Annotated in this window: 20 protein-coding genes; 15 read left to right on the top strand and 5 right to left on the bottom strand. The window is 66.8% G+C overall.

Features of this window, described 5'->3' with window-relative positions; genetic code table 11:
* The first annotated feature begins 760 nt into the window (after positions 1–760).
* Positions 761–2089, top strand: a complete 1329-nt coding sequence (locus AC3EO7_RS37020) for an NsdA family TPR-like regulatory protein (RefSeq protein ID WP_488186322.1) — start codon at positions 761–763, stop codon at positions 2087–2089.
* Here AC3EO7_RS37020 and AC3EO7_RS37015 read toward each other — a convergent pair.
* The 3 genes from AC3EO7_RS37015 to AC3EO7_RS37005 all read right to left on the bottom strand — a co-directional run bounded on the left by AC3EO7_RS37015 (position 2083) and on the right by AC3EO7_RS37005 (position 4847).
* Positions 2083–2820, bottom strand: a complete 738-nt coding sequence (locus AC3EO7_RS37015; protein WP_435593767.1) for an HAD family hydrolase — start codon at positions 2818–2820, stop codon at positions 2083–2085. The genes AC3EO7_RS37020 and AC3EO7_RS37015 overlap by 7 nt on opposite strands.
* Before the next feature lie 132 nt (positions 2821–2952).
* Entirely contained in the window at positions 2953–3444 is a 492-nt protein-coding gene (locus AC3EO7_RS37010) for a flavoprotein (protein ID WP_435593766.1), read from the bottom strand.
* A 56-nt stretch (positions 3445–3500) separates the two neighbouring features.
* The gene (locus AC3EO7_RS37005) at positions 3501–4847 is read right to left on the bottom strand and encodes a hypothetical protein (RefSeq protein WP_435593765.1); all 1347 of its coding nucleotides are present in this window, start codon (positions 4845–4847) and stop codon (positions 3501–3503) included.
* 367 nt (positions 4848–5214) lie between these two features.
* Here AC3EO7_RS37005 and AC3EO7_RS37000 point away from each other — a divergent pair, with 367 nt between their 5' ends.
* From AC3EO7_RS37000 to AC3EO7_RS36965, 8 genes are all read left to right on the top strand, one after another.
* Positions 5215–5751, top strand: coding sequence for a DNA-directed RNA polymerase subunit beta (locus AC3EO7_RS37000; protein ID WP_435593764.1), 537 nt, complete (start codon positions 5215–5217; stop codon positions 5749–5751).
* Positions 5748–5978 carry a hypothetical protein gene (locus AC3EO7_RS36995; RefSeq protein ID WP_435593763.1) on the top strand — a complete coding sequence of 77 codons (231 nt, stop codon included), beginning with the start codon at positions 5748–5750 and terminating at the stop codon, positions 5976–5978. The genes AC3EO7_RS37000 and AC3EO7_RS36995 overlap by 4 nt, the downstream gene beginning before the upstream one ends.
* A 5-nt stretch (positions 5979–5983) precedes the next feature.
* The gene (locus AC3EO7_RS36990) at positions 5984–6337 is read left to right on the top strand and encodes a hypothetical protein (RefSeq protein ID WP_435593762.1); all 354 of its coding nucleotides are present in this window, start codon (positions 5984–5986) and stop codon (positions 6335–6337) included.
* A 360-nt stretch (positions 6338–6697) separates the two neighbouring features.
* Entirely contained in the window at positions 6698–7705 is a 1008-nt protein-coding gene (locus AC3EO7_RS36985) for a radical SAM protein (RefSeq protein ID WP_435593761.1), read from the top strand.
* Positions 7702–8382 carry a hypothetical protein gene (locus tag AC3EO7_RS36980; RefSeq protein WP_435593760.1) on the top strand — a complete coding sequence of 227 codons (681 nt, stop codon included), beginning with the start codon at positions 7702–7704 and terminating at the stop codon, positions 8380–8382. Before AC3EO7_RS36985 ends, AC3EO7_RS36980 begins: the two co-directional genes overlap by 4 nt.
* 4 nt (positions 8383–8386) lie before the next feature.
* A complete protein-coding gene (locus AC3EO7_RS36975) occupies positions 8387–9172 on the top strand; it encodes a hypothetical protein (protein WP_435593759.1) in 786 nt (261 codons plus the stop codon).
* Entirely contained in the window at positions 9169–9771 is a 603-nt protein-coding gene (locus AC3EO7_RS36970; RefSeq protein ID WP_435593758.1) for an AAA family ATPase, read from the top strand. Before AC3EO7_RS36975 ends, AC3EO7_RS36970 begins: the two co-directional genes overlap by 4 nt.
* Positions 9772–9781: 10 nt before the next feature.
* Positions 9782–10243, top strand: coding sequence for an NUDIX hydrolase (locus AC3EO7_RS36965; RefSeq protein WP_435593757.1), 462 nt, complete (start codon positions 9782–9784; stop codon positions 10241–10243).
* A gap of 164 nt (positions 10244–10407) precedes the next feature.
* Here the strand turns inward: AC3EO7_RS36965 and AC3EO7_RS36960 are convergent, their stop codons facing one another.
* Together AC3EO7_RS36960 and AC3EO7_RS36955 are read right to left on the bottom strand one after the other, a co-directional pair.
* Entirely contained in the window at positions 10408–11181 is a 774-nt protein-coding gene (locus tag AC3EO7_RS36960; protein ID WP_435593756.1) for an MmyB family transcriptional regulator, read from the bottom strand.
* Between the two features lie 182 nt (positions 11182–11363).
* Entirely contained in the window at positions 11364–12194 is an 831-nt protein-coding gene (locus tag AC3EO7_RS36955) for a helix-turn-helix domain-containing protein (RefSeq protein WP_435593755.1), read from the bottom strand.
* A 763-nt stretch (positions 12195–12957) separates the two neighbouring features.
* Here AC3EO7_RS36955 and AC3EO7_RS36950 point away from each other — a divergent pair.
* From AC3EO7_RS36950 to AC3EO7_RS36925, 6 genes are all read left to right on the top strand, one after another.
* Positions 12958–13755, top strand: a complete 798-nt coding sequence (locus AC3EO7_RS36950; RefSeq protein WP_435593754.1) for a hypothetical protein — start codon at positions 12958–12960, stop codon at positions 13753–13755.
* On the top strand, positions 13752–14993 hold the full coding sequence (locus tag AC3EO7_RS36945) for a cutinase family protein (protein WP_435593753.1): 1242 nt from the start codon (positions 13752–13754) through the stop codon (positions 14991–14993). Before AC3EO7_RS36950 ends, AC3EO7_RS36945 begins: the two co-directional genes overlap by 4 nt.
* Positions 14990–16123: a lipase family protein gene (locus AC3EO7_RS36940; RefSeq protein WP_435593752.1), complete on the top strand. Its 1134-nt coding sequence runs from the start codon at positions 14990–14992 to the stop codon at positions 16121–16123. The genes AC3EO7_RS36945 and AC3EO7_RS36940 overlap by 4 nt, the downstream gene beginning before the upstream one ends.
* Positions 16124–16230: 107 nt before the next feature.
* Positions 16231–16977, top strand: coding sequence for a DUF8176 domain-containing protein (locus AC3EO7_RS36935; protein ID WP_435593751.1), 747 nt, complete (start codon positions 16231–16233; stop codon positions 16975–16977).
* Positions 16978–17012: 35 nt separating this feature from the next.
* Positions 17013–18812: an AfsR/SARP family transcriptional regulator gene (locus tag AC3EO7_RS36930; RefSeq protein WP_435593750.1), complete on the top strand. Its 1800-nt coding sequence runs from the start codon at positions 17013–17015 to the stop codon at positions 18810–18812.
* Between the two features lie 753 nt (positions 18813–19565).
* On the top strand, positions 19566–20570 hold a 1005-nt coding region (locus AC3EO7_RS36925), incomplete at its 3' end, for an AAA family ATPase (RefSeq protein ID WP_435593749.1).

The raw sequence follows: 20570 nt of genomic DNA, 5'->3' as shown, positions 1-20570 counted from the left end.
GAATCCTGTTCTGCCACTGACTGGTAGGCGCAAACCTTAGCCTGGCGGTAGAACGAGCGCTCTGTCGTGGTCGACCTGACCAGGTGAGATCGCCGGAGATTGCCGCAGGTCGAGTGACCGTCACAGTTCGACCAAGTCGGCAGTCTACAACTCGGGCTGGAGGGGTTCGGCCGCTAGTCGGAGAGGTCGGCTACTCGTCCGTCACCCGCCACGACCAGCATGTCGATGATCCGTTGCCATCGACTGGTCTGGTCGTCGGTCGACAGGTGGTCGCGGCATTGCCTAAGCCAGCTCGGTAGTTCGTGACTGCTGGCACGGATTCGTTCACAGCGATCGAGAAGCCGCTCCACCCAGAGCATTCCGAGATTGATTTGGTCCATGCTACCGAGTTCAGTGACGGCACTGACCAGGCGGTCGAGATTGTTCGGCGTGCACGGGGCGATGTCAAGCCAACGCTCGACAGTCGCTTCTCCTGGCGGCTGGTGGCTTGTAGCCGCGAAGCCTGTTGCCGCCCGAACGAATCGGACACCGACACTGTTGCCGCCCCGGCACCGACTCGGCGGCAACGCCTAAATATGCGCCTGGGCCGGTGAGCTGGCCGCCCAACATCGAGGCCCGTGGTCGAGCAAGAGTTCGTGCAATGGGTTCCGATTCACATCGAGGCTTCCCAAAAACATCGGAATGGGTTGGGCCGCAGTCGGGTACCGTTAGGCATACCGTGCGCATTTCCCAGGTCAGGAACTGAAAAGTAGGGGGCGCGATGATACGAGGGCGGAGATGGACCGGCTTCGAAGCGGTCGCGCTTCAGGAGGCGATGCGTAAGTCGATACGGGAGTTCGCGGCCCTGCTGGGTGTCGAGACGACCACGGTCAACAATTGGCGTTCGGGCCTGAGCGCGGTGAAACCCAGGCCCGTGACGCAAGCGATCCTGGACACGACCTACGCACAACATGCGACACCAGAAGACAGAGCGCGGTTCGATCAGATCGTTGCGGAAGGCGAGGCCGCGTGGAAAAGCTGGCACCCCGCGTCCTCGCGCGAAGCTACCGCATCGACGAAGGCCGTACGCCCCGCCCCTCCCAGCAGCAGCTGCTTGCCGGTGAAGAGCGATCAGGGGGCCGTCGCAGCGTTGGATTTCGGCGCGGCTTCATCACTGATGCGATCGCGAGCGGCTTCGGAGAGGTCCCTTGGTAGCTTTGCCGCTGTTACCGACCTATTGGCTGGTCAGCGTCAAAGCATCGCACCCGACGCGCTGATCGGCCCGATAGAAGCTCATCGAGACGCCGTCGCCGCCCTGTTCCGCGCTGCAACCGATGACCGCATCAAGCAGCAGGCCGGGGCGCTACTGGGCGCGACATCCGTTGTGGCCAGCCGGGTATGGAGTGCCGTCGGTGACCGGCCGATGGCACTCACACATTGCGCATTCGCCCGGAAGCTCGCGGACCAGCTTCAAGACAAGACGATGGGCGGGATCGCGCGAATATTCGAGAGCAACCTTCGATCCGATGCTGCAACGTTGATCAGCTCGGATGGCGATGTCGTCATCGGGCTACGGATACTCAAGGAGGCCGCGGACTTCGCTGACTATCTGCCGCCTGCTGCGCGAGCACGGATCGGCGCTGAGCAAGCGCAAGCCTACGCAGTGCTGGAACTGCGAGACGAATGCGAGGAAGCGCTGACCCGCGCACAACGCGCAGCCGAGGACATCGATGAGAATGACCGTGCCGGACTATTCAGTGACTGGAACACCACCCGCATTCAGGTCTACGTCGGCACATGCCAACTTCTCCTCGGCCAACCGAAGCGAGCGATTGCCGCGCTCAACGAAGCGTTGAACACGCCCGAAGTCGACGACAGCCCCAACGTCGCCCTCGCCGCCCGCGTGGACCTCGCCAGCGCCTACTCCCTGTCGGGCGAGCTGGAAGAAGGTTGCAGAGTCCTCGGCGAGACCTACGACGCGCTGGCGACCATGGGCAATCATCGCGGCATCGAACGTGCACAACGAGCCATCGAAAGGATGGCTCCCTGGCGAAATGAAAGGCCGGTCCTCGCGTTGAGGGAGCGAGTCGACAGTATTACCGGCTACTGATCGATCCCGACAGCCGACCGGATCGCCTGCACCGAACGGATCGCTTGCAACACCGTGTCCGGGTCCAACTTGTTGACGATCGCATCCGGCGAATGTTCTGACAACTCTTCGGGGGTCAGTCTGTGAGCTACGGCAACAACCCCGAATCCAGCGTGCCGAGCGGTAGCGATATCGTTCGGCGCGTCGCCGATGATGATGGTTCGTGCCGGATCGATCGGGTGCCCGTACTTTGCTTGAAACCGGTCCGCGACGAACGCGGGCAGATCGAACCGGTCCCGCGCATCGGAGCCGAAAGCGCCGATATCCAGGTCCAGGTGTGAGTCCAGGCCCGCAACCGTAAGTTTGAACTCAGCCGAAACCCGCAAGTTTCCCGTTAGTGCGGTCTGAACATATCCATGTTCTGCCAAGGCGGTGATTGTGTTAGCAGCACCCGGATACGCGGCCTGGTCGCGGGCAAGTTCCGCCGCACCGTTCGACATGACATCCATCAGTACGTCGGCGTACCGGCTGAAGCCGTCTTCAGCCGCATCGCTGGTAACTCCAGAGGCGATGGCCGTATCTACGACAATGGACTCGTCGGTGTAGCCGTGCACCCGCGAAGCAGGGAAAACGACCGAAGACTCCTCGATGTGATACGTGCGAGCCACAGCTCGCCGTAGCCAACGCAAGTCCGCGGGGATCAGTGTGCCGTCAACATCCCAAACAACGAGTCCCGCCTGTGTCTCAGCCATGTTCACCGATTCTTTCAGAGGGTGCCCTGTTCCGCACCGCGCAGATCAGAGTCCGGAGGAGGTGGGCTAGGTGGCGATCCGGATGCGTGCCAGATGGAGTCCGGTCAAGCTGGGCCGGTCACCGACGTGTTGTCAGTCCGAACTGAGGGCTTTCAGTGCTGCCGTCCACGGCAGCGGGCCGGTGTCGGCATCGTCACTGATTCGCACAAACCGCACGCCCCACTCCGCGAGGCGGGCGCGTGCCTCACGTACGGCCGGGAAGTTCATCTGCTCCTGCTTCGAGTGCGGGATCGCCACCACGGGCAGCCCAGCGCCGACTGCCTCTACCAGCAGCGCTAACGGCAGTGTGTCACCTATACCGGTGGCCCATTTCGCCAACGAGCTCGAGGTCAACGGTGCCGCGATGATTGCGTCGGCTGGGGGCAGCAGGTCGGCGGTTCCTGGTTCTTTGAATTCCGAGCGGACCGGGTATCCGGTCTGCGCCGCCAACGCCCGGGCATCGATGAACCGGGCACCGTTAGGCGAGGCGACGACACACACGTCCCAGCCGTCAGCCTGCGCTAGCTCCACCAGCTCACCGACCGTGTCAGCCGGTGGCGCACCGGTCACGATCGCATACAGCACCCGAGTGCGCTCAGTCATGAGCCCATCATGGCAGTCTGCTCAGGATCTGTCCCGAGCTAGACCACCACTACACCTACACGCTGAGCAAACTTGCCCAGATCATCAGCCGTGACGCCGCGCTTGGCTTTGCGCATCATCTGGCCGACCACCTCTTGCACCGTATCCATGTTCCGGACGTGTTCTGGCGCAATGCTTTCAGCTCGCAGCAGCGCGTCGATCGAGGTCCCGTAGTCACGACGCGATGCGGCTGCCCGCCCCACCTCGACCCAGTACTGCGCTGCCCGGCCCGGGGTCGGCAACATCTGAGGTTTCAGCTTCTGCGCGAGGGCGAGCACGGCGTCCGGCTCACGCGCCTCCATGGCCACCGACATTTTCCACAGCGCCACGTTCGACGAGCCGAACGTGGTGTTTCCGATGATTGATGAGCTGTCGGTCTCGATGGGGCGGTTTAGCCGTGCGGCGTACTCAGCGGCGTGATCAAGGTGATCGTGTGGATCGCCGCCGACGGCCGCAGTCGCCAACGATGCCTGCAGGTGCAGCATCCCGACCGTTTGGACATCGTTGGCGGTCCTCGCCTGCGAGCCGACCAAGGCCGCAGTGCTTTCCGCGCAATCCAAGGCGGCTTTCATCGAGCCGGGTCGAGCCAGCAGCACTTGGCTGCCGACGAACGTTGCCGCGGCGATCCCCGGTCGACTGTCGATGGTGCGAGCAGCTTCCTCGGCTGCCCGAGCGGCTGACCATGCCACCGCGAGATGTCCGCGGGCGCGCATCACAACGGAGGTGTCGAAAGCTACTTGCGCCAACGTGTCCCATGCGGCGCGCTGTTCGGCGGGGCGGCCTTCGCGTGTGTGTCGGTACAGATCGGTGATCAATGGCGCAAGCATCAGCGCGAGGGTGGTGTACTCGCCGGCCATATTGAGTCGCGTGACTGCCCTGCTTGCGGCGATGAGAGCGGGGATTGGGCGCAACAGCCCGGCGCCGGTGACATTGCCCGCCGCCCAGAAAGCGGTCTCGATGTCGGCAACCAGGGCGGGAAAGTCATCTACGTCGACCAACAGTGTGTCGACGCCCGGCGACCCTTGACCAGCTGACTCCGTGAAAGGGTCCCCGAATCGGTCACGGTTGAAACGGTCATCTGTCAGGGCGTCATCGGCGTGCGCGGCCATGGCTGGGGCTTGGCGCGCAGACACTGTGTGTCGGCTCCTCCACGCAGCTTCGCCTTCCGCCACGATTTGCTCGAATCGTGCCCGGTCTTCCGAGGTTGCACGTTGCGCATAGGTCGTGTCCAGGATCGCTTGTGTCACAGGGCGGGGTGTGACCGTGCTCAGGCCCGAGCGCCAATTGTTGACCGTGGTCGTCTCGACACCCAGCAGTGCGGCGAACTGTCGGATGGACTTACGCATTGCCTCTTGCAGCGCAGCGGCTTCGAAGCCGGTCCATTCCCGTCCTCGTATCATTGCCGCCCCCTACTTTCCAGTGCCTGACCTGGGAAATACCTACGGTATGCCTACGGTACCCCACCTCTGTGCGGTTCCTGCCGATGCTGTTGGCGGGCCACGATTTTGAACCAGAACCGTTTTCGGGGAATCCGTGGCAAAGCCGCCGGATGCCCCTCGTTGTTGGAAGCGTCACCAGGGAGACCCGCGCATGAGACATTCCGACGAGCTGAACCCGCAACCATCCCCGGCGAGGCGTGACCGGTCATCGGGTGATGGCACAAACCGATCAGCCGACATACTGACGGATGTCGAGGCCCCCAAACGTTCGACCATGGGGATCATCCGGCACGACACCGGCACGGGGGCGGTCATGAACACCCCGCCGCCTACCGGGCCGTCCGCGCGAGTAGTGGCTGATACGCCACGTTCGCGGGTGGCCTACTACCGCAGCGTGTGCCATCTGCCCGCTGTGCTTCAACCAGACACCGGCCGCATCAGTTTCGCCGCTGGCATGGTGTGGGCAGTCGCGATGCCTGCGGAGTTGGGGCAGATGGTGAAGGTCCACATCGAGCGCAACAAGCAAGGTGGTGGCCCGATCGTGACCCACCCTCGCTCCCACACGTGGACTTTCCTTGTGCGCTCGGACATTCCGGCCACGATGATCGCTGCCGAGGCGGCGTTGTTCCATGCTCGCCGAATCACCGTCTTGGGCAACGGCGATCACGTCGCATTACCGTCACCGGCCGATCAAGGTTCGGAGCATCGGGTGTGGATCACCGCCGCGCACTCGGTATTCCGGCCCTCCGGGCGCGCGGTGCTGTATGCGGTGCACGCCTGCCTGGCCCCGACCCGCCAGCCCGCGCTGTGAGCACCACCGCGCCGACCCCGGACGGGTCGCCGTCGCCCACCGAACCCGATGTGCACCTGGGTGTGTTCCTGCACGGGCAGCGGATGGATTTCGTGGCGTGCCTGACCGCCGCGTTGATCTTCGTCCAGGAGCACCAGGCCCGCCACTACGTCGACGCGGTGACCGTCGACCTCGACAAGCACGAGTTCCCGCGACTGCCGAACGAACGCCTGTACCTCGAGAGGTAGCAACTGTGACCAACCCCACCAGCCAACAGAATCGCCGCGAACACGAAATGCGCAGTGATACAGCACATCTGCAATGGAGTCGGGACGACTTCAGCCGCGCCCAAGCCACCGCGCTGATCGCACTGGCCCAAGCGGGGCGCGCGTGCTCGGCGCGCGAGCTGGCGGGCGGGCACCATATCGGCCCGATCACCCTGACTCTGCAATGGCTGGTCACCAAGGGCCACGTCCGCACCGAGATGCGCCGACCAACAGGTGCCGAACGCCCGGAGCCGGTCTATGAGCTGACCGATGAGGGCTGCGCCGTCTATCAGCGCCTCACCGCCCACATACCGGCAGCCCGCCCGCCTACGACGTATTGAATCCGTCAGACTTCCCGCGCGTCGAAGGTAGGCGCAACGCTCGGGGGCGCGCGGGAGATGGGAGAGGAGTCCGGCCGCTGCAACCCGTGTCCCTTGGGGGCCGGACTCCTCTTTCCAAGCAACTGGGATGCCGTGGCCTCGTTGACCCATTCACACCTGGGCACTCTCGACCACCTCGCCACCCACTACAAGACCGGCGAATGGGACAACCTTGCGGTGAAGGGCAGCGACGAGCCTTTGTCGCTTTCGCCGTGCAAGTGATCGAAACATATTGTGCAGCAACATATTTCGCGTTGACGACATCGGCCGAGCGGCTGACAATCGAATGCAGAGTGATACGAATCACGAAAGGGGAATGAGATGGGAAATCAACTTATCAACGGGGTGGAATGGACTGCGGGACATCACTTCCAGCTCACTGGAGGGCAAACCGCTGGGCAGGTCGCCGAGCAGATCACCGCGCCACTGTCGACCATCCTCCAGGTCACCAAGCGTTGCGACTTCGACTGCAACTTCTGTAGCGAGATTCTGCAAATGCCCGATCCCTCGCTGGAACAGCTCGAGACGATGCGCGACAACCTTGCCGGAGTCGGCCGGGTGTTTCTCTCCGGTGGTGAACCGCTCATGCGCCGAGACTTCGGCGACATCGTGGATATGTATTCCGAAGCCGGGTTCGTGCTCGGTATCCCGACCAACGCGACCCGCGCGTTCCAGCACGCGGGGCGGATGGTCGGCAAGATCGGGTACGTCAATGTCGGGTTGGAAGGGCCACGGGCGATTACGCGCCGCGTGCGTGGCGACTACGACAAGGTGATGGCAGGCATCCAGGTCTTCCGCGAACACGGGTTGCCGTTGTCGCTGTCGTGTGTGGTGCTGCGCAGCGACCTGCACGGACTGCCGTTCCTGTGCCAGATCGCCGACGTGATCGAAGCGGGCAAGGTCAAACTGATCATGCCGTTGCGCAAAGGGAACGCGCTCGACTTGGATGAGCACGAGTTCATCACCAATGACGAGGCGACCGCGAAGTTCAACGAACTCAACAGTCTGGCAGCGACATTCGGGTGGCGGCCCGCGCTGCGCCTGACGACGTGGCGTCCCGAGACCGAAGGTCACATGATCTGCATCGAGCCCAACGGCAACGCGAACGCCTGGCCGGTCTACGACGCGAAAGACCTGTTCGAACCGCTCGGCAACGTCCTGCACGAACCCGTCACCGAAATCTGGAAGCGGTACCGGTTCAAGGCCAACCACGTCGCGAAATACCTCGGCACCTCCATCCTGTCCGCACCCCGCCACACCGACGCACCACCGGCCACCCAAGCCGCAACCGTACTCGGAATGCCCGCCGTCGCCTCGGTGGCACCATGAGACAGACAACCAACCTGGCGTGGCCGACGACCCCGTTCGGTGCGTCTCAACGCCCCTTCGGCAAGTCCCGCCCGATGCTGGCGGCCCTCACGCTGACGACAGCCGGGGACGGCCGACTGCTCAGCGCGGGGATGGCCTATCTGGCATGCGACAGCACCCGCACGCTGGCGCTCAACGGCACTCACGGGCAGGTGCTCAGGTTCGGGTACGAAGTGATGACCCTCGATCGCGACGAACCAGCCGAAGTCCTCGCCCGCGAAGTCGACGCGCGCCTGGTGGCCTGCCGACGAGAAGCCAAATACCTCGGCGGGCACGACCTCGCCGGAGATCTCGAAGGGCTCGCCAAGCACGCCGAGGGCGGGCGACACGTCCCCGGGATCGACAGCGTCGGGGAACTGTGGGCCGATCGCACCCGCAAGGGCCGGGCGGTAGCCAGAATGGTCGACACCGCCCACGACCCTGTCCCGTCCGCGCTCGACCTCGATGAAGCCTGCATGATCGCCAGACTGCACAGCCACCACATCGGGGAACCCTCCACCAGGGCCACCATTACCGAGGCGCTGTGTGTGGCGCTGATCGCGGCACGCCATACCGGCCGCTACGACTGGGCCAAGATGCTGGACCTGGACGACATCGTGACCGAAGCGGCATGGGATCAGCTCACCAAGGAGGAATAGCGCGTTGATCGTCACCAGCACCATTCCCGGCCCTGCCGGATCTGCCCCGACACGGCCAGCCGGAACGGAGCTGTGGGCATCTATCGACGTGGAGTGGACCAAGAACTACCGAGTGCGGCGCGGTAACCGCCCGTTCTGCTACTCCGTGGTCTATCTCGCGGTCCCCACCAACCACGACGGCCCGGTCGAACTGGCCGGGCTGCCGTGGACCTACACCAGCGTCTACGTAGAAGACCACGCCGAAATGCCAGCCCTGCTGGCCTCGGCCAATGCTGCGGTCAAGGCCGCCTTCATCGCCGCCGATCGGGTGACCGGGCACCAATTCACCTCAGACCTCGCAGTCCTCGAGCGAGCATCCGACACGGACCTTCCCGCGGTCTCCAACGCTCGCGGCGCCTGGCTGGCTCGCCGTGAAGAATCCATCGCCGAACGTCAGATCATCGACACCCGATACGACACCGACCACGTACTCGAAGGCCACTCGCGGCGCCTGGTCGACGTAGCCACCGAAGTCGGACTAGACGTCACACAGCCCGAACTGCGCGGTACATCCATGACCGCCCTGCACCGCCAGTGGATCGAGAACCAATCGACCGAAGCGCGTGAGCGCGTGAGCGTGCTCAACCTGCGCCACAGCCTCTCCACCGCTCTCGTCGCACAACTGGCGACCGGAGCTGGCCGCTGGTCGGCACCGATGAACGTGAACCGCATGCTCGCCGCCGGACTCGAAGACGCATTCGCCTGGCCCACACACCCGACGTTCGCCGCCCTGCTGAAAGACACCGAATGATCCGCGACTGCAACGTAATCGCTATCGACGGCACCCACGCTTCCGGGAAATCCACACTCGTGCACGCCCTCACCGCGCACTACCGCCGCGCAGGCATCAACGCCGTAGCGATGCCCGAACCCGCTCGGTCCAGCCCGTACATGGAGGATGTCGTCCTACGCGGAAACGGCGAGTTCGACCTGCCCGCCGAAATCGACGTGTTCGCCGCCCAACTCCGCGCACAAGTCAGGCTGGCGCGAAACCATCGACTACTCATCGCGGACAAGACCATCATCAACGTGCTCGCCTATGCGCGGATGCTGCTCGACGGCACCGACCCCCACACCGCCGACGTACTCGACGCGATGGAGACGTTTTGCCGCGCGTGGGCGCACACCTACGACATGGTTCTGTTCACCCACGACCGCTACGACCAACCCAGCGACGCGTTCCGTCGCAAGGTCGACGGAATGCAGGACACGGCCGCGACGACACTGCACGAGCTGTACCGGGCGCTTGCCGTACCCGTCCATGACATCCCTTTGAACCTCGAGACCGCCGCACGTGTCGAATGGATCGCTGGGCGAGTTGCCGAGACGTATCCCATTGGTGCTGGGTAGCCTGCTGCCCGTGCCGTATACGACTGTCGTTGACGTTCTGCTGCTGCTCGCCCGCGACAATCGGGTCCTACTCGCTCAGCGCCACAACACCGGCTACGCGGACGGTCAGTGGAACCTGCCGAGCGGCAAGCTCGAAGACGGGGAAGATGTTGTGGACGCGATCATTCGCGAAACCCGCGAAGAGATCGGGCTACAGCTCGACCGCGACGAGGTACGCCTTATCTCCTCGATCCACTACAGGGCACCCGAAGGACACAGCCGGATCGGATTCGTCTTCACCGCTGACCGGTGGGACGGCGAACCCGCAAACCGCGAGCCCGACAAGTGCTCCGCACTGGAATGGTTCCCCCTCGACCAGCTACCCGCCGACACCGTGCCCTACACCGCCGCGAGTGTGGAGCTGTTCCAACGCGGTGAGCACTTCGGGCTGCCCGGGTGGGAGACCCCGACCCGATCACTCGAGTTGCTCTGAACGCGCCCAGAATTCGCGCGCCACACTGCGGAAGCACGGTGACCGACACCAGTTCATAAACCAGCGCGCGCCGAGGCTGTAGCGCGGTGAGACCGTTCGGATACGTAACTCACAGGTCTCACCGCGACTGCCCGGTCTTGGTTGTGTTCGCGGGGGTGGTGTTCTCAGCAGGCGATTGCGCGGGTGTCGAAGACGCCGTAGGCGATGAGAACGTCTGGGGATTCGCCGTATTCGCCGATCCCGAGGCTCAGCGAGCGGGGTTGGTTGGTCCAGGGTGCGTGCAGGTTGATCGGGGCCAGGCGGTGGCACTCGTAGGCGACCTGCATGGGGGTGGAGTCCCAGAAGCGGGGGAATTCGGGGGTGGCTCGCAGTTTCCGGAACAGCGATTGTGCTCGGGGGTGGTCGCGGTATCGCCCGAGCGTGCCGCGCAGGATGGCGACAGTGTGGCGGATTTCGCTCTCCCAGTTGTCGATGTTGTCGCGGGCGGCGGGGGAGAACATCCACAAACTGTAGTTGTTGTCGGCCTCGGCGAGGCCGGGCACCGTGCGGTGGAAGATCCGGTTGCCGTGCAGCACGGTCCGGAAGGGATCGAAGTAGACGGCGAGGACATCGCGGGCGTCGAGGTCGTCGAGGTAGGTTTGGACGCCCCGGCTGGTGAGGCGCTGGCGTAGCTCCTCGGCGTGTGGCAGGCCCCGGGAGGGTTGCCACAGTTCGTGCAGGTGTTGTCGCTGGGCGAGGTCGAGGTCGAAGGCGTGTGTCAGTTTGTCGAAGCTGTTGGGGCCGGGGGTGGTTCGATTCCCGACGATCTTGTCCAGGTGGGACGTGCTGATGCGGGCGGATCTGGCGACGTCCGCGCGCGAGCGGCGATCGCGCAGGCGCAGGAATTCCAGCGTGTCGTGGAAGTCGGGCAGCCCGTCCAGGATCGGAGCTTCCTGCATCTCACCCGTCCCGTCTGTGCGGAGGTAGCGCGTGCGCGATCTCCCCACCATGCGAACGACGAGCTGCCGGTTCGACGTCGCCGTGGCGGGCGTTTTTGGGAGGACTGCTTGTCATCGAGGACTCCTTTTCAGTGGTACGGGTTGCGAATTTGAGGCGGCCCGGCGGGCGGCGTTGCGGTCGGTCAGGGCAATTCAGGCCCGGTGTAGGGCTGTCGGTAGCACAGGCAGAATCGGGCGTCGGGTGAGCCTGGGGCGTCGCCGAGGTGGATGCGCGTGGAATACAGCTCACCGGTGGTGGAGTCACGCAGGTGGACGGGGTCGTCGGGGCGGCGGCCGTAGGCGAGGGCGATGCTGGTGTCCCACACCTGGCTGAACAGGGCTGAACCGCGCAGGTCCTGGAAGAGGGTCAGGGCGTGCGGGGTCTCGCGGTGGCGCCCGAGCGCACCGCGCAGGGTCGCGACGAGGTAGGCGGCGGCGCTGTGGTGGCGGATGACGAGGTGTTCGGCGGTCGGGGCGGTGGAGCCGGGGTGGAAGAACCACAAGCAGATGTTGTCGCGGTATTGCTCGACGCCGGGCAGGGCCGCGCGGAAGCGCTGGTTTGCGAGCACGAGGTTCCACAGGGGATCGATGTAGGCGGCGGCGATGTCGCGGTCGTCCAGGCGAGCCAGTTTCGCCCGACGATCGGGGGTGATGGTGCGGGCGCGCAGCTCCTCGAGCGGTGAGAGTGGGATCGGCGGGCGGGCGAGGTCGCGGGTGTAGCGTTCCTGCGCGCGATCGAGGTCGTAGGTGGCGACGAGGTTGTCCAGAACGGTCGGCGAGGCCCGGGCGTCGCCGCGCTCGATCTTCTTGAGCAGGTCCATGCTGATGTGGAGGTGGGCGGCGGCGCGCTGGCGAGAAAGCTTGCGGCTCTCGCGGATCCGGCGTGCCCAGCCGCCCAGCTCGGGTATCTCCGGCCCGGTGCGGTCCTGGCGGCGTCGTCGTGGACGGCGGGCCGGGTTCGTCGTCGGGTTCATCCAAAGCCCCTCCTACTACGGTATTCCGTATTCCCTTCCCCGTGAGGTACGGTGAAAGGTTCACTCCCCCTAGCTGATTCGTTCTTACCAGAGAGAGATCATCCCGGCAAACAGCGTTTTCCGTGGGCTGGCCGACGAATAGCCGAAGGCATCCGGGTAGCGGCGCGGAGTATTCGCTGCGCTCGCCCGCCGGAGGGGACACGCACCCGGAGACTTTCTCGTCTAGCACTTTCTTTACCTCTTCCGCGCATAGGCGCAGGCCACCGCACTGATTCGGAGGGGTAAGAAAAGTGGTAGCACAATCCTTACCTCTCGAAGGGGTAGCGCGGCAGCGGTTTTCGGGGCTGTGATGGTGGAGCAATCGCACCTGCTCCGAAAGGTAAACCCGTGGATATCTACAACATTCTGTTCCTACTCGATGCAGGGGCCTCACTGGTCTCGAACGTGCTGACGATCGTCTCGCAGGGACTGGGCCTGGTCCTACCCTTCATCTGACCGGTCACGCCATTCCTCCGAACTGAGGAATACGGTCACGGGTCCCCGGCTGAGGTCGGGCAGCCGGGGACCCCAGCATTTCTCGCGCATACTCGCGCGCAATCCCGACTCTTTCTCTCCCACCTTTTCTCCTTCGATCGAAGGGTTATTTGTCATGCCCGAAAACGGGAAACTATCCCGGACCGCCCCACTTTCGAGGCGAGGTTGCGGCCCAGACACCCGCCACCCCCGCCAGGTGTGCGGCGGGAGGCTGCTGTGGGGTGGCCGCATGTTGGCTACCGGTGTCCTACCGATGGTGATGATGATCACCACGCCCGAAGCCGGTGCGGTGACGCTGGATCCGATCGCCGACCAGCCCGGGGTCACCGCCCCTGCCCAACCCGGAACCGCCGCACCCACCCCGCCAGCACCACCGGACCTACCGCCGCCCGAGCCCCCTGTGTATGCGGTGCAGCCACCCGAGGTCCGCAACGGCCCGGCCCCCCGCCCTGCACCCCCACCCGCGCCCGCCCCCTCGATACAGGTGATCGAGCTGCACTCACCAGAACCGGTGGCTCCGGTCGCCCCAATCGAGCCACCCCCCAACACGATCCGGATCGGCCAATGGCAGACACCCTCGCCGGACTGGGTCCCGCCGGAGGTCCGCGACACCATCAACGACGTCGCCGCCGACGCCGAGGCCCAAGCGGCGACGTTCCTGGACTCGGTCGGGATCCCGGCCGGGCGTTCGGACCGGGTGGCCGGTTCCACGATCGCCGGGGCCGGTGCCGGTGGCGCGATCGGAGGCGCGCTCGCGGGTGCCCCGGCAGCGGCAGCCGGTGCCGTGGTGGGCGGGCTGGCCGGGGGCACGATCGGCGGTATCGCGGGTGCCGCGATCGGCACGGTGGTGGCGGTGCCGGTCATCGGCACGATCACCTCCGGTGTCGCCGGAACCGCGCTCGGTGCGGCGGCCGGTGCCGTCGCGGGCGCGCTGGTCGCCGGTGTCCCGGCCGCCGTGGTCGGCGCGCTCGCCGGTGGCACCGTGGGCGCTGGATTCGGTGCCGGGGTGGGGGTGGGTCAGCCGTGACCGGAATCCGCATCCACGTCTTGACCGCCGCTGTCCTGACCGCCTGCACGAGCGCGCTCTGCGCGCCCGGCACGGGGTCGGCGCAACCACCGGCCGGGCCGGACTGCCCGGTGTTGTGGGTCCTCGGGGTGCAGGGCACCGGCGAGTCCTCCCCAGGCGCGTCCGAGACCGCCGACACCGGAATGCTGGGCGCGATACTCGGCCCGGTAGTCGCGGCGGTGCCGAATCTGGTGCAACGCACCTACATTCCCTATCCGGCAGCCTTCGGAGGCGCGGTAGGCACCGGCGGCGGCACCGCCCCGTACACGTCCTCGGTCGGCGAGGGCCTGGTCGCGCTGTCCGCGACCGCGGAGAGGGTCGCCGCCGACTGCCCGGCCACGGCGCTGGCGGTGGTCGGGTTCTCGCAGGGCGCGCAGGTGGTCTCGGAGTTCGCACGCGCGGTCGGTGCGGGCGAGGGACCCGTCCCGCCCGAGCAGGTGGCGGGTATCGCCCTCTACTCCGATCCCGACCGCGCCCCGGGCTCACCGGTGATCCCCGGCCGCCCCGGCCAACTCACCCCCGACCCCGCCCCAGGCACGTCCGGGGCGGCGGTGTCGGGGGTCGCGATCACCACCGCCCCGGCCTCCGGCAGCGGGATCGCCACCAGCTCCGGTGTCGACTACGGGGCGTTGACCGGCCGAGTGGCCGACGTCTGCGTCGAGGGTGATTTGAGTTGTGCGGCCCCCGAACGCGCCGCCCTGTTGCGGATGGCCGCCCAGCTCGCGGCCCAGGCCGATCTGCGTGACCCGTTGGCCGCGCTCGGTTCGATCCAGGCCCTGCTGTCGGGAGCGTTGGGTGAGGCGTGGACCACGGTGGTCAACAACGACTTTCAGGTCGGGGCCGGGTTCGTCGATTACGCGCCCGCGGCGAGTCTGGCCGAGCGCCTCATCGATGCCTCCGACCCCCGCACTCCGCCACCCGGCCCGGAGGAGACCGCTGCGGCGTCGGCGCGGTGGGGGCAGATCACCGCGATCGTGGCCGCCGACCCGGTCGGGCAGTTGCCGAAACTGGCCGGGCAACTCTCGGGCGCGTGGGGGCAGCTGATGGCCGACAACGCCGATCTGACCAATCCGGCTGTGTGGCTTGGCTACGCCGACATCAACGGCCGCCACACCGGATACGCCGCCGCCGGTCAACTCGCCAGCGGCATCGCGTGGCTGACCGCCCTGGCCCACGACCTCGCCGGGAGCCAACCATGACCATCAGCGACTTCTACCAGACACCCATCCTGCGCGAAGGCGCGCGAGCCGGAGACATCGTGCGCACACGCCCGGTGTTCGCGCCGCAGCTGACTGGAGCGGCAGGGGCGTGGCAGATCGTCTACGTCTCCACCGATTCCCGTTCCCAGCCGATCGCGGCCTCGGCGATCGTGCTCATCCCCGAAACTGTCCCCGAACCGGGCACCGGCGCAATCCTGCTCTACTGCCCACCCTTTCGCGGTCTGGGCGGGCAGTGCGCGCCTTCGCAACTCCTCGCCACCGGGGCGGAGTACGACATCGTCGGCATCGAAGCGGCGCTGGCTCGCGGCTGGGTCGTCGCCATCCCCGACGGGCAGGGACTCGGAGCCGGGACCGGCCCGCACACCTTTCTCGCCGCTCGCGCCGCCGGTGCCAAACCGGTGCTCGATCTGGCTCGCGCGATCTACCGAGCCTCGGATCTGGATCTACCGGTCGCCCCTGTGGTCGCCTGGGGATACGCCGACGGAGGCAGGATCGCGGCAGTCGCGGGGGAGCTGCAGCCCTGGTACGCCCCCGAGGTCGACCTGCGCGGTGTCGCCGCCGGAGCGGTCGCCTCCGACCTCGCAATCCTGGCCCCGGTGATAGGCCGGGGCGCGGGGGCGGGTCTGGCGTTCGCTGGGCTGATCGGCTTGGCCCGTGCCTACGAGCAGCTCCCGTTGCGTCACGTGTTGAACGAGGACGGTCTCGTCGCCGCCGCCGAGGCCCGCCACCTCACGGTTGTCGAACTGCTGCAACGCTTCCCGCAACCCCTCGCACACTGGTGCCGCGAGCCCGACCCATGGAACGACCACTGGTGGAGAAGGGTGCTCGCCCTCGAGACCCTCGCGCACGTCAAATCCGATGTGCCGCTGCACCTCTACCACGGTGAACTCGACCTGATCGTGCCCGTGCGCGCCGGTCGACGGGCGCTGATCGCCTACCGGCAGCGCGGCACGAAGGTCGACTGGCGCGAGTACGACGGCGATCACCGCAGCACCGCGCACTGGGCCCTCTCCGATGTCCTGGCCCGGCTCACCGAGGACATCGCCAACGGCCCTGTGTCCCCGCCCACCTCGGCGGCGGCCGACGCCGAGGTGAGGCCGGGCGCGTGAGTCACCCCTGACCCCTCCGGGGGAACCTGCCCGCATCCCGCGACTCCCCCACCTTCCCCCTCGGGATGCGGGCAGGCCCGGAGACAACCCGATCCGAGGCGAGATGAATGGCGAGGTACCCCCACAACAACCCGTCCGATGACGACGACGCCGAAGCATGGGTCGACCTGCCGCAGACTCGGCCGGACCTTCAGGTCGTCCCCGGTCACAGCACCGGCCCCGACGTCGACGATCCCGACCAGTCGCCCTCGCCCGAGGACGACTGGATCTTCCAGTTCCCCGAGCCTCCCCACACGTCCGTCACCGACACACCCTCCCGATGGCGGGTCAGTATCCGATACCGGATGCCGGGCGGGGCCTGGGCCGCACTGGGGGCCACCATCGCCATCCTGGTCGGTGTCGTGGTGGTCGCCGCCGATGACACCAGCGGCACCGGCCAGCAGGTGCGGGCCACCGCCGCGCCACCCAGCTCGACCGCCACAGCCCAGGGCCCGTGTGCCGGGCTCTCGGGCACTGTGGTGACCGACCGCGCCGGGGACCCCGCCACCCTGGAGGGGTTGATCGCTTCTTTCGAGGCGGCCTACTACATCGACCGCGACGCTTCGAAGGCGATGTTGTTGGTTGCGCCCGAGACCGGTATCACCGCCGAGGGCCTCGCTGCGGGAATCGCGACCATCCCGCCGGGCACCCGGCACTGCGTGGCGATCACCCCGATCACCCCGAGCACAGCGAACGTCCATATCGCCGAAGTGCGTCCGGACCTCGAGCGGATCGACTACCTCCAGCTGATCAACACCCGCCCCGCCGATACCGGTAGCGCGTTGCTGATCTCCAACTTCCAGAAGCAGGGATAGGAATCGGGATGCGGACAGGCTCGCAGGCGCCGTTTATGATCGCCGTCGCCGGACTGAGTCCCCGCGCCGGTACCACCACGACCACCGTTGCACTCGCCCACGCCTGGCCGGGCCCGGAAGCCGCCCTGATCGTGGAAGCCGACTCCGCAGGCGGTCAGCTCGCCGACATGGTCGGCGCGGACCCCCACCTCGGGCTGGCGAGCCTGGCCCGCCGGACCACCCCCGGCCAGCCCATCACCCCGAACCTGCTCGCCCAGCATGTTCAGCACCTACCCGGAGGCGAGGCACTTCTGGCCGCCCCACCCCACCACGACCCCACGCGAGCCCTCCCGGCCGCCGAACTGCTCACCGATCCACACGCGGGCTGGCGAGCCCTCGGCGCGACCGTGTTCGCCGATTGCGGTGTCCCCGAGCCGGACTCGCCCGCACATCCGGTCATCGCCGCCGCCGACGCCGCCCTGTTCGTCGTGCGCGCCGAGCACATCGACCCCGAGCCCGCCGCACAGCGCATCCTCGACCTCACCCGCCGCAGACGCCCCCGGGGCATCGTGGTCATCGGCGGCAGCCGCGCCTACGTCGCCGCGATCAAGTTCCCGGTAGTGGGCACCCTGCCCGCCACCCGCGCCGGAGCCCAGGCACTGCTGACGGGCCGCCGCGCACGACGGCACCTGACCCAGCCCGCCCGCCACATCACCACCGCCGTGGAAATCCAGCTCCGCGCCGACGGCCGCCACGAACGCCTCTCCCAGCCCTCCACACCCCGCGCTGCCCGCCAGGACCGCCCGAGACGCCGTGACGAGGGCGGGCCGAGGATCTACAGCATCGACCCCACGCCTGGGCCTACGCCACGCCCTCGCACACCGGAGCCCGTGGTCGTGCAAGCCGCAGAACCCGTCGCGCCGCCACCGGCCTGTGAGCCTGTGCTCGTCGACGGGGCCGAGGATGCCGGCCAACCGGGTGAGGACGACCTCGCCGCGGCGCCCGAGCCCAGCCTCCACCCCGAGACCGACATCGCCGTCACCACACCGCTGCCGACGCCGGAGCCCGCCGGGCCTGCCCTGACGTTGCGGGTATTCGGCCCGACCCGGATTTTCTGGCGTGAGCCCGAAACCGGTGAGAGCGTGGAGATCACCTCGCAGTTGCAGCCCCGGATCCGCGAACTGGTGGCCGTGCTCGCCCTGCACCCCGACGGGCTGTCGCGAGGCCAGCTGACCGAGCTGCTGTGGGGCGAGCGCCCGATCGAGCGGGCATCAGGCGTGCTCACCAACACCCTGAGCCGACTGCGCACCTCTCTCGGTGCGGCCACTGGCGGCCAGATCACCGAACTCCTCGCCGATGACCGTGCGCACTACCGCTTGTCGGTGACCGCGGTGAGTGTCGACTATTGGGAGTTCAACACCGCCGTCGTCGCGCGTCGTCGCGCCAGCAACGACAGCGAGCGGACCGCCGCGTGCCGGGCGATCGCCGCGATCGCCACCACGGACCTGGCAGTTGATCTCACCGACTCCTGGACCGAACCGGTGCGCGAATCGGCACGCCGCGACACCCACAACGCCCTGCAGTGGCTGGCCACTCACGACGCCGACCACGACCCCCGCGCCACTCTCGAACTCCTCGAGACCACCGCGCAAACCGACCCCTACAACGAAGCGCTCTGGCGTGACATCCTGCGCCAGCACGCACGCCTGGGCGAATACGCCGCCCTCGCCCGCACCTACACTCTCCTGACCCGCAAGCTCGGCGAGATCGGCGAAACCCCGAGCCGAGAAACACGCCAACTCCTCGACTACCTCCGCCGAGGAGAAGACCGCAATACTCCTCGGCCCGGCCCCTGACCACGCCCGGTGTGAAATATTGCGGAACCGTCAGCGGTATCGGATTCGATGCATTCTGTTGCCGGGTAAATTTTTATTCGGGCTGTGATATTCACGGGCAGACGATATGTGAATTGCTCAGTCTTCGAGGAATGCATCTGCGGGGCTCGAATCGTTTCGAGGAGCGTGTGTAGTTCCCATTCTTTCCCCTCGAATGGCGGCCGGTGATCTCGGCGCGGTCAATCCGTGGGGTTTTCTGTGGGGAAACGTGTAGGGCCATCCGTGGGGCGCTCAAAAGGCCCCACCGCACCCAGGCATACCCGCAGCTAGGCGGGCACATCCACAGGCGGGTGTCATCCAGGATTGTCTATATACAAAGCCATATAGACATGCGTCGCCGCCGGTTATCCTGGCTGATGGTCTCGCTCGGCATTCGCTCCGGCTTCATTATCTACCCCTCGTTCCGTCCCCCTCTTTCTCCTCTTTTCTATTTCTTTTGAATTGACTTCACGCTCTGGCTGGCCGTGCCTGGCCGAGGTGAATTCGGCGGGGTCACGCGCATTTCATTTCTGCCTTGCCTTGTCGCGCGAGGCGGACTCGCGGCGAATTCGGGGAATTTCGGCGAAATGGGGGTTGTGAGGTTGTTGTCGGTCGAGCTAGCGTCGACCCGGTTCCCGGAATTCGCCGGGAAATTCGCAGAAATCCGAATGGCGGCCCCGCCGCACTTGTGCCGGAAACGGCGCACGAATTCGGTTCCGATTTTCAGGAGTTGCAATGACCACCACACCCGCCACCGCTGCACCCGCCGCCGGTCGCCTGCCGAACGGGGAATTGCGGCGCATGGTCGCCGGTGCGCTGGCCGCCGACCCGGCCCGCGAACAGTCCCCCCGCGAAATCGCCAACGGGCTCCACCGGTCCTCCGGCGCGGTCGGCAACGCCCTCGAGGCGCTGACCGCCGCCGGGCACGCCGAACGGACCTCGGCCTCCCCCCGCCGCTACCGCGCCACCGCCACCACCGCCACCGCCGCCGCCCCGGCCGCCACCACCCCGGCCCCGGCCGCGCCTGCCGCCCCGGCCGCCAGCAAGGCGGCGAAACCGGCCCGCCGCCGGACCAAGAAGAACACCACCCCGGCCGCGCCTGCCGCCCCGGCGGCCCCGGCCCGCACGGGCAACACGGTGGCGCGGCCGAACGGGCAGGACTACCACGTGCGGAAGTTGGCCGGGCGCGCCGATGTGGATGTGTTGCAGACCATGCGTGCGGCCGAGGTGCCGGTGCTGCTGTACGGGCCGCCCGGTACCGGGAAGACCTCGCTCATCGAGGCCGCCTACGGTGACCTGCTGACCGTGCAGGGTGACGGGGACACCACGGTCGCCGATTTGGTGGGCGAGTACACCCAGAACCCGGACGGCACTTTTGTTTTCGTGCACGGGCCGCTGGTCCGGGCGATGCGTGAGGGCCGGGTGCTGTTCATCGATGACGCGACCCTCATCCCGCCGACCGTGTTGTCGGTGGTGTACCCGGCCATGGACGGCCGCCGCGAGATCGTGATCAAAGCCCATGGCGGCGAGATCGTGAAAGCCGAGCCCGGGTTCTTCGTGGTGGCCGGGCACAACCCGGGGGTGCACGGGGCGATCCTGTCCGACGCACTCGCCTCGCGGTTCGCGTTCCAGGTGCAGGTGGGCAGCGACTACGACCTCGCCACCCAGCTCGGGGTGGACCGGCGCGCGGTGAAAGTGGCGCGCGAGCTGGCGGCCCGGCAGGCAAGGGGCGAGATCGGA

Source organism: Nocardia sp. bgisy118, assembly GCF_057708605.1.
This window is presented reverse-complemented; position numbering and strand designations above follow the sequence as displayed.

Coding starts and splice junctions, on each gene's coding strand:
- AC3EO7_RS37020 (WP_488186322.1), top strand. CDS start 761: ATGATACGAGGGCGGAGATGGACCGGCTTCGAAGCGGTCGCGCTTCAG.
- AC3EO7_RS36970 (WP_435593758.1), top strand. CDS start 9,169: ATGATCCGCGACTGCAACGTAATCGCTATCGACGGCACCCACGCTTCC.
- AC3EO7_RS36940 (WP_435593752.1), top strand. CDS start 14,990: ATGACCATCAGCGACTTCTACCAGACACCCATCCTGCGCGAAGGCGCG.
- AC3EO7_RS36950 (WP_435593754.1), top strand. CDS start 12,958: ATGTTGGCTACCGGTGTCCTACCGATGGTGATGATGATCACCACGCCC.
- AC3EO7_RS37015 (WP_435593767.1), bottom strand. CDS start 2,820: ATGGCTGAGACACAGGCGGGACTCGTTGTTTGGGATGTTGACGGCACA.
- AC3EO7_RS36960 (WP_435593756.1), bottom strand. CDS start 11,181: ATGCAGGAAGCTCCGATCCTGGACGGGCTGCCCGACTTCCACGACACG.
- AC3EO7_RS36955 (WP_435593755.1), bottom strand. CDS start 12,194: ATGAACCCGACGACGAACCCGGCCCGCCGTCCACGACGACGCCGCCAG.
- AC3EO7_RS36980 (WP_435593760.1), top strand. CDS start 7,702: ATGAGACAGACAACCAACCTGGCGTGGCCGACGACCCCGTTCGGTGCG.
- AC3EO7_RS36935 (WP_435593751.1), top strand. CDS start 16,231: ATGGCGAGGTACCCCCACAACAACCCGTCCGATGACGACGACGCCGAA.
- AC3EO7_RS37005 (WP_435593765.1), bottom strand. CDS start 4,847: ATGCGTAAGTCCATCCGACAGTTCGCCGCACTGCTGGGTGTCGAGACG.
- AC3EO7_RS36985 (WP_435593761.1), top strand. CDS start 6,698: ATGGGAAATCAACTTATCAACGGGGTGGAATGGACTGCGGGACATCAC.
- AC3EO7_RS36930 (WP_435593750.1), top strand. CDS start 17,013: ATGATCGCCGTCGCCGGACTGAGTCCCCGCGCCGGTACCACCACGACC.
- AC3EO7_RS37000 (WP_435593764.1), top strand. CDS start 5,215: ATGGGGATCATCCGGCACGACACCGGCACGGGGGCGGTCATGAACACC.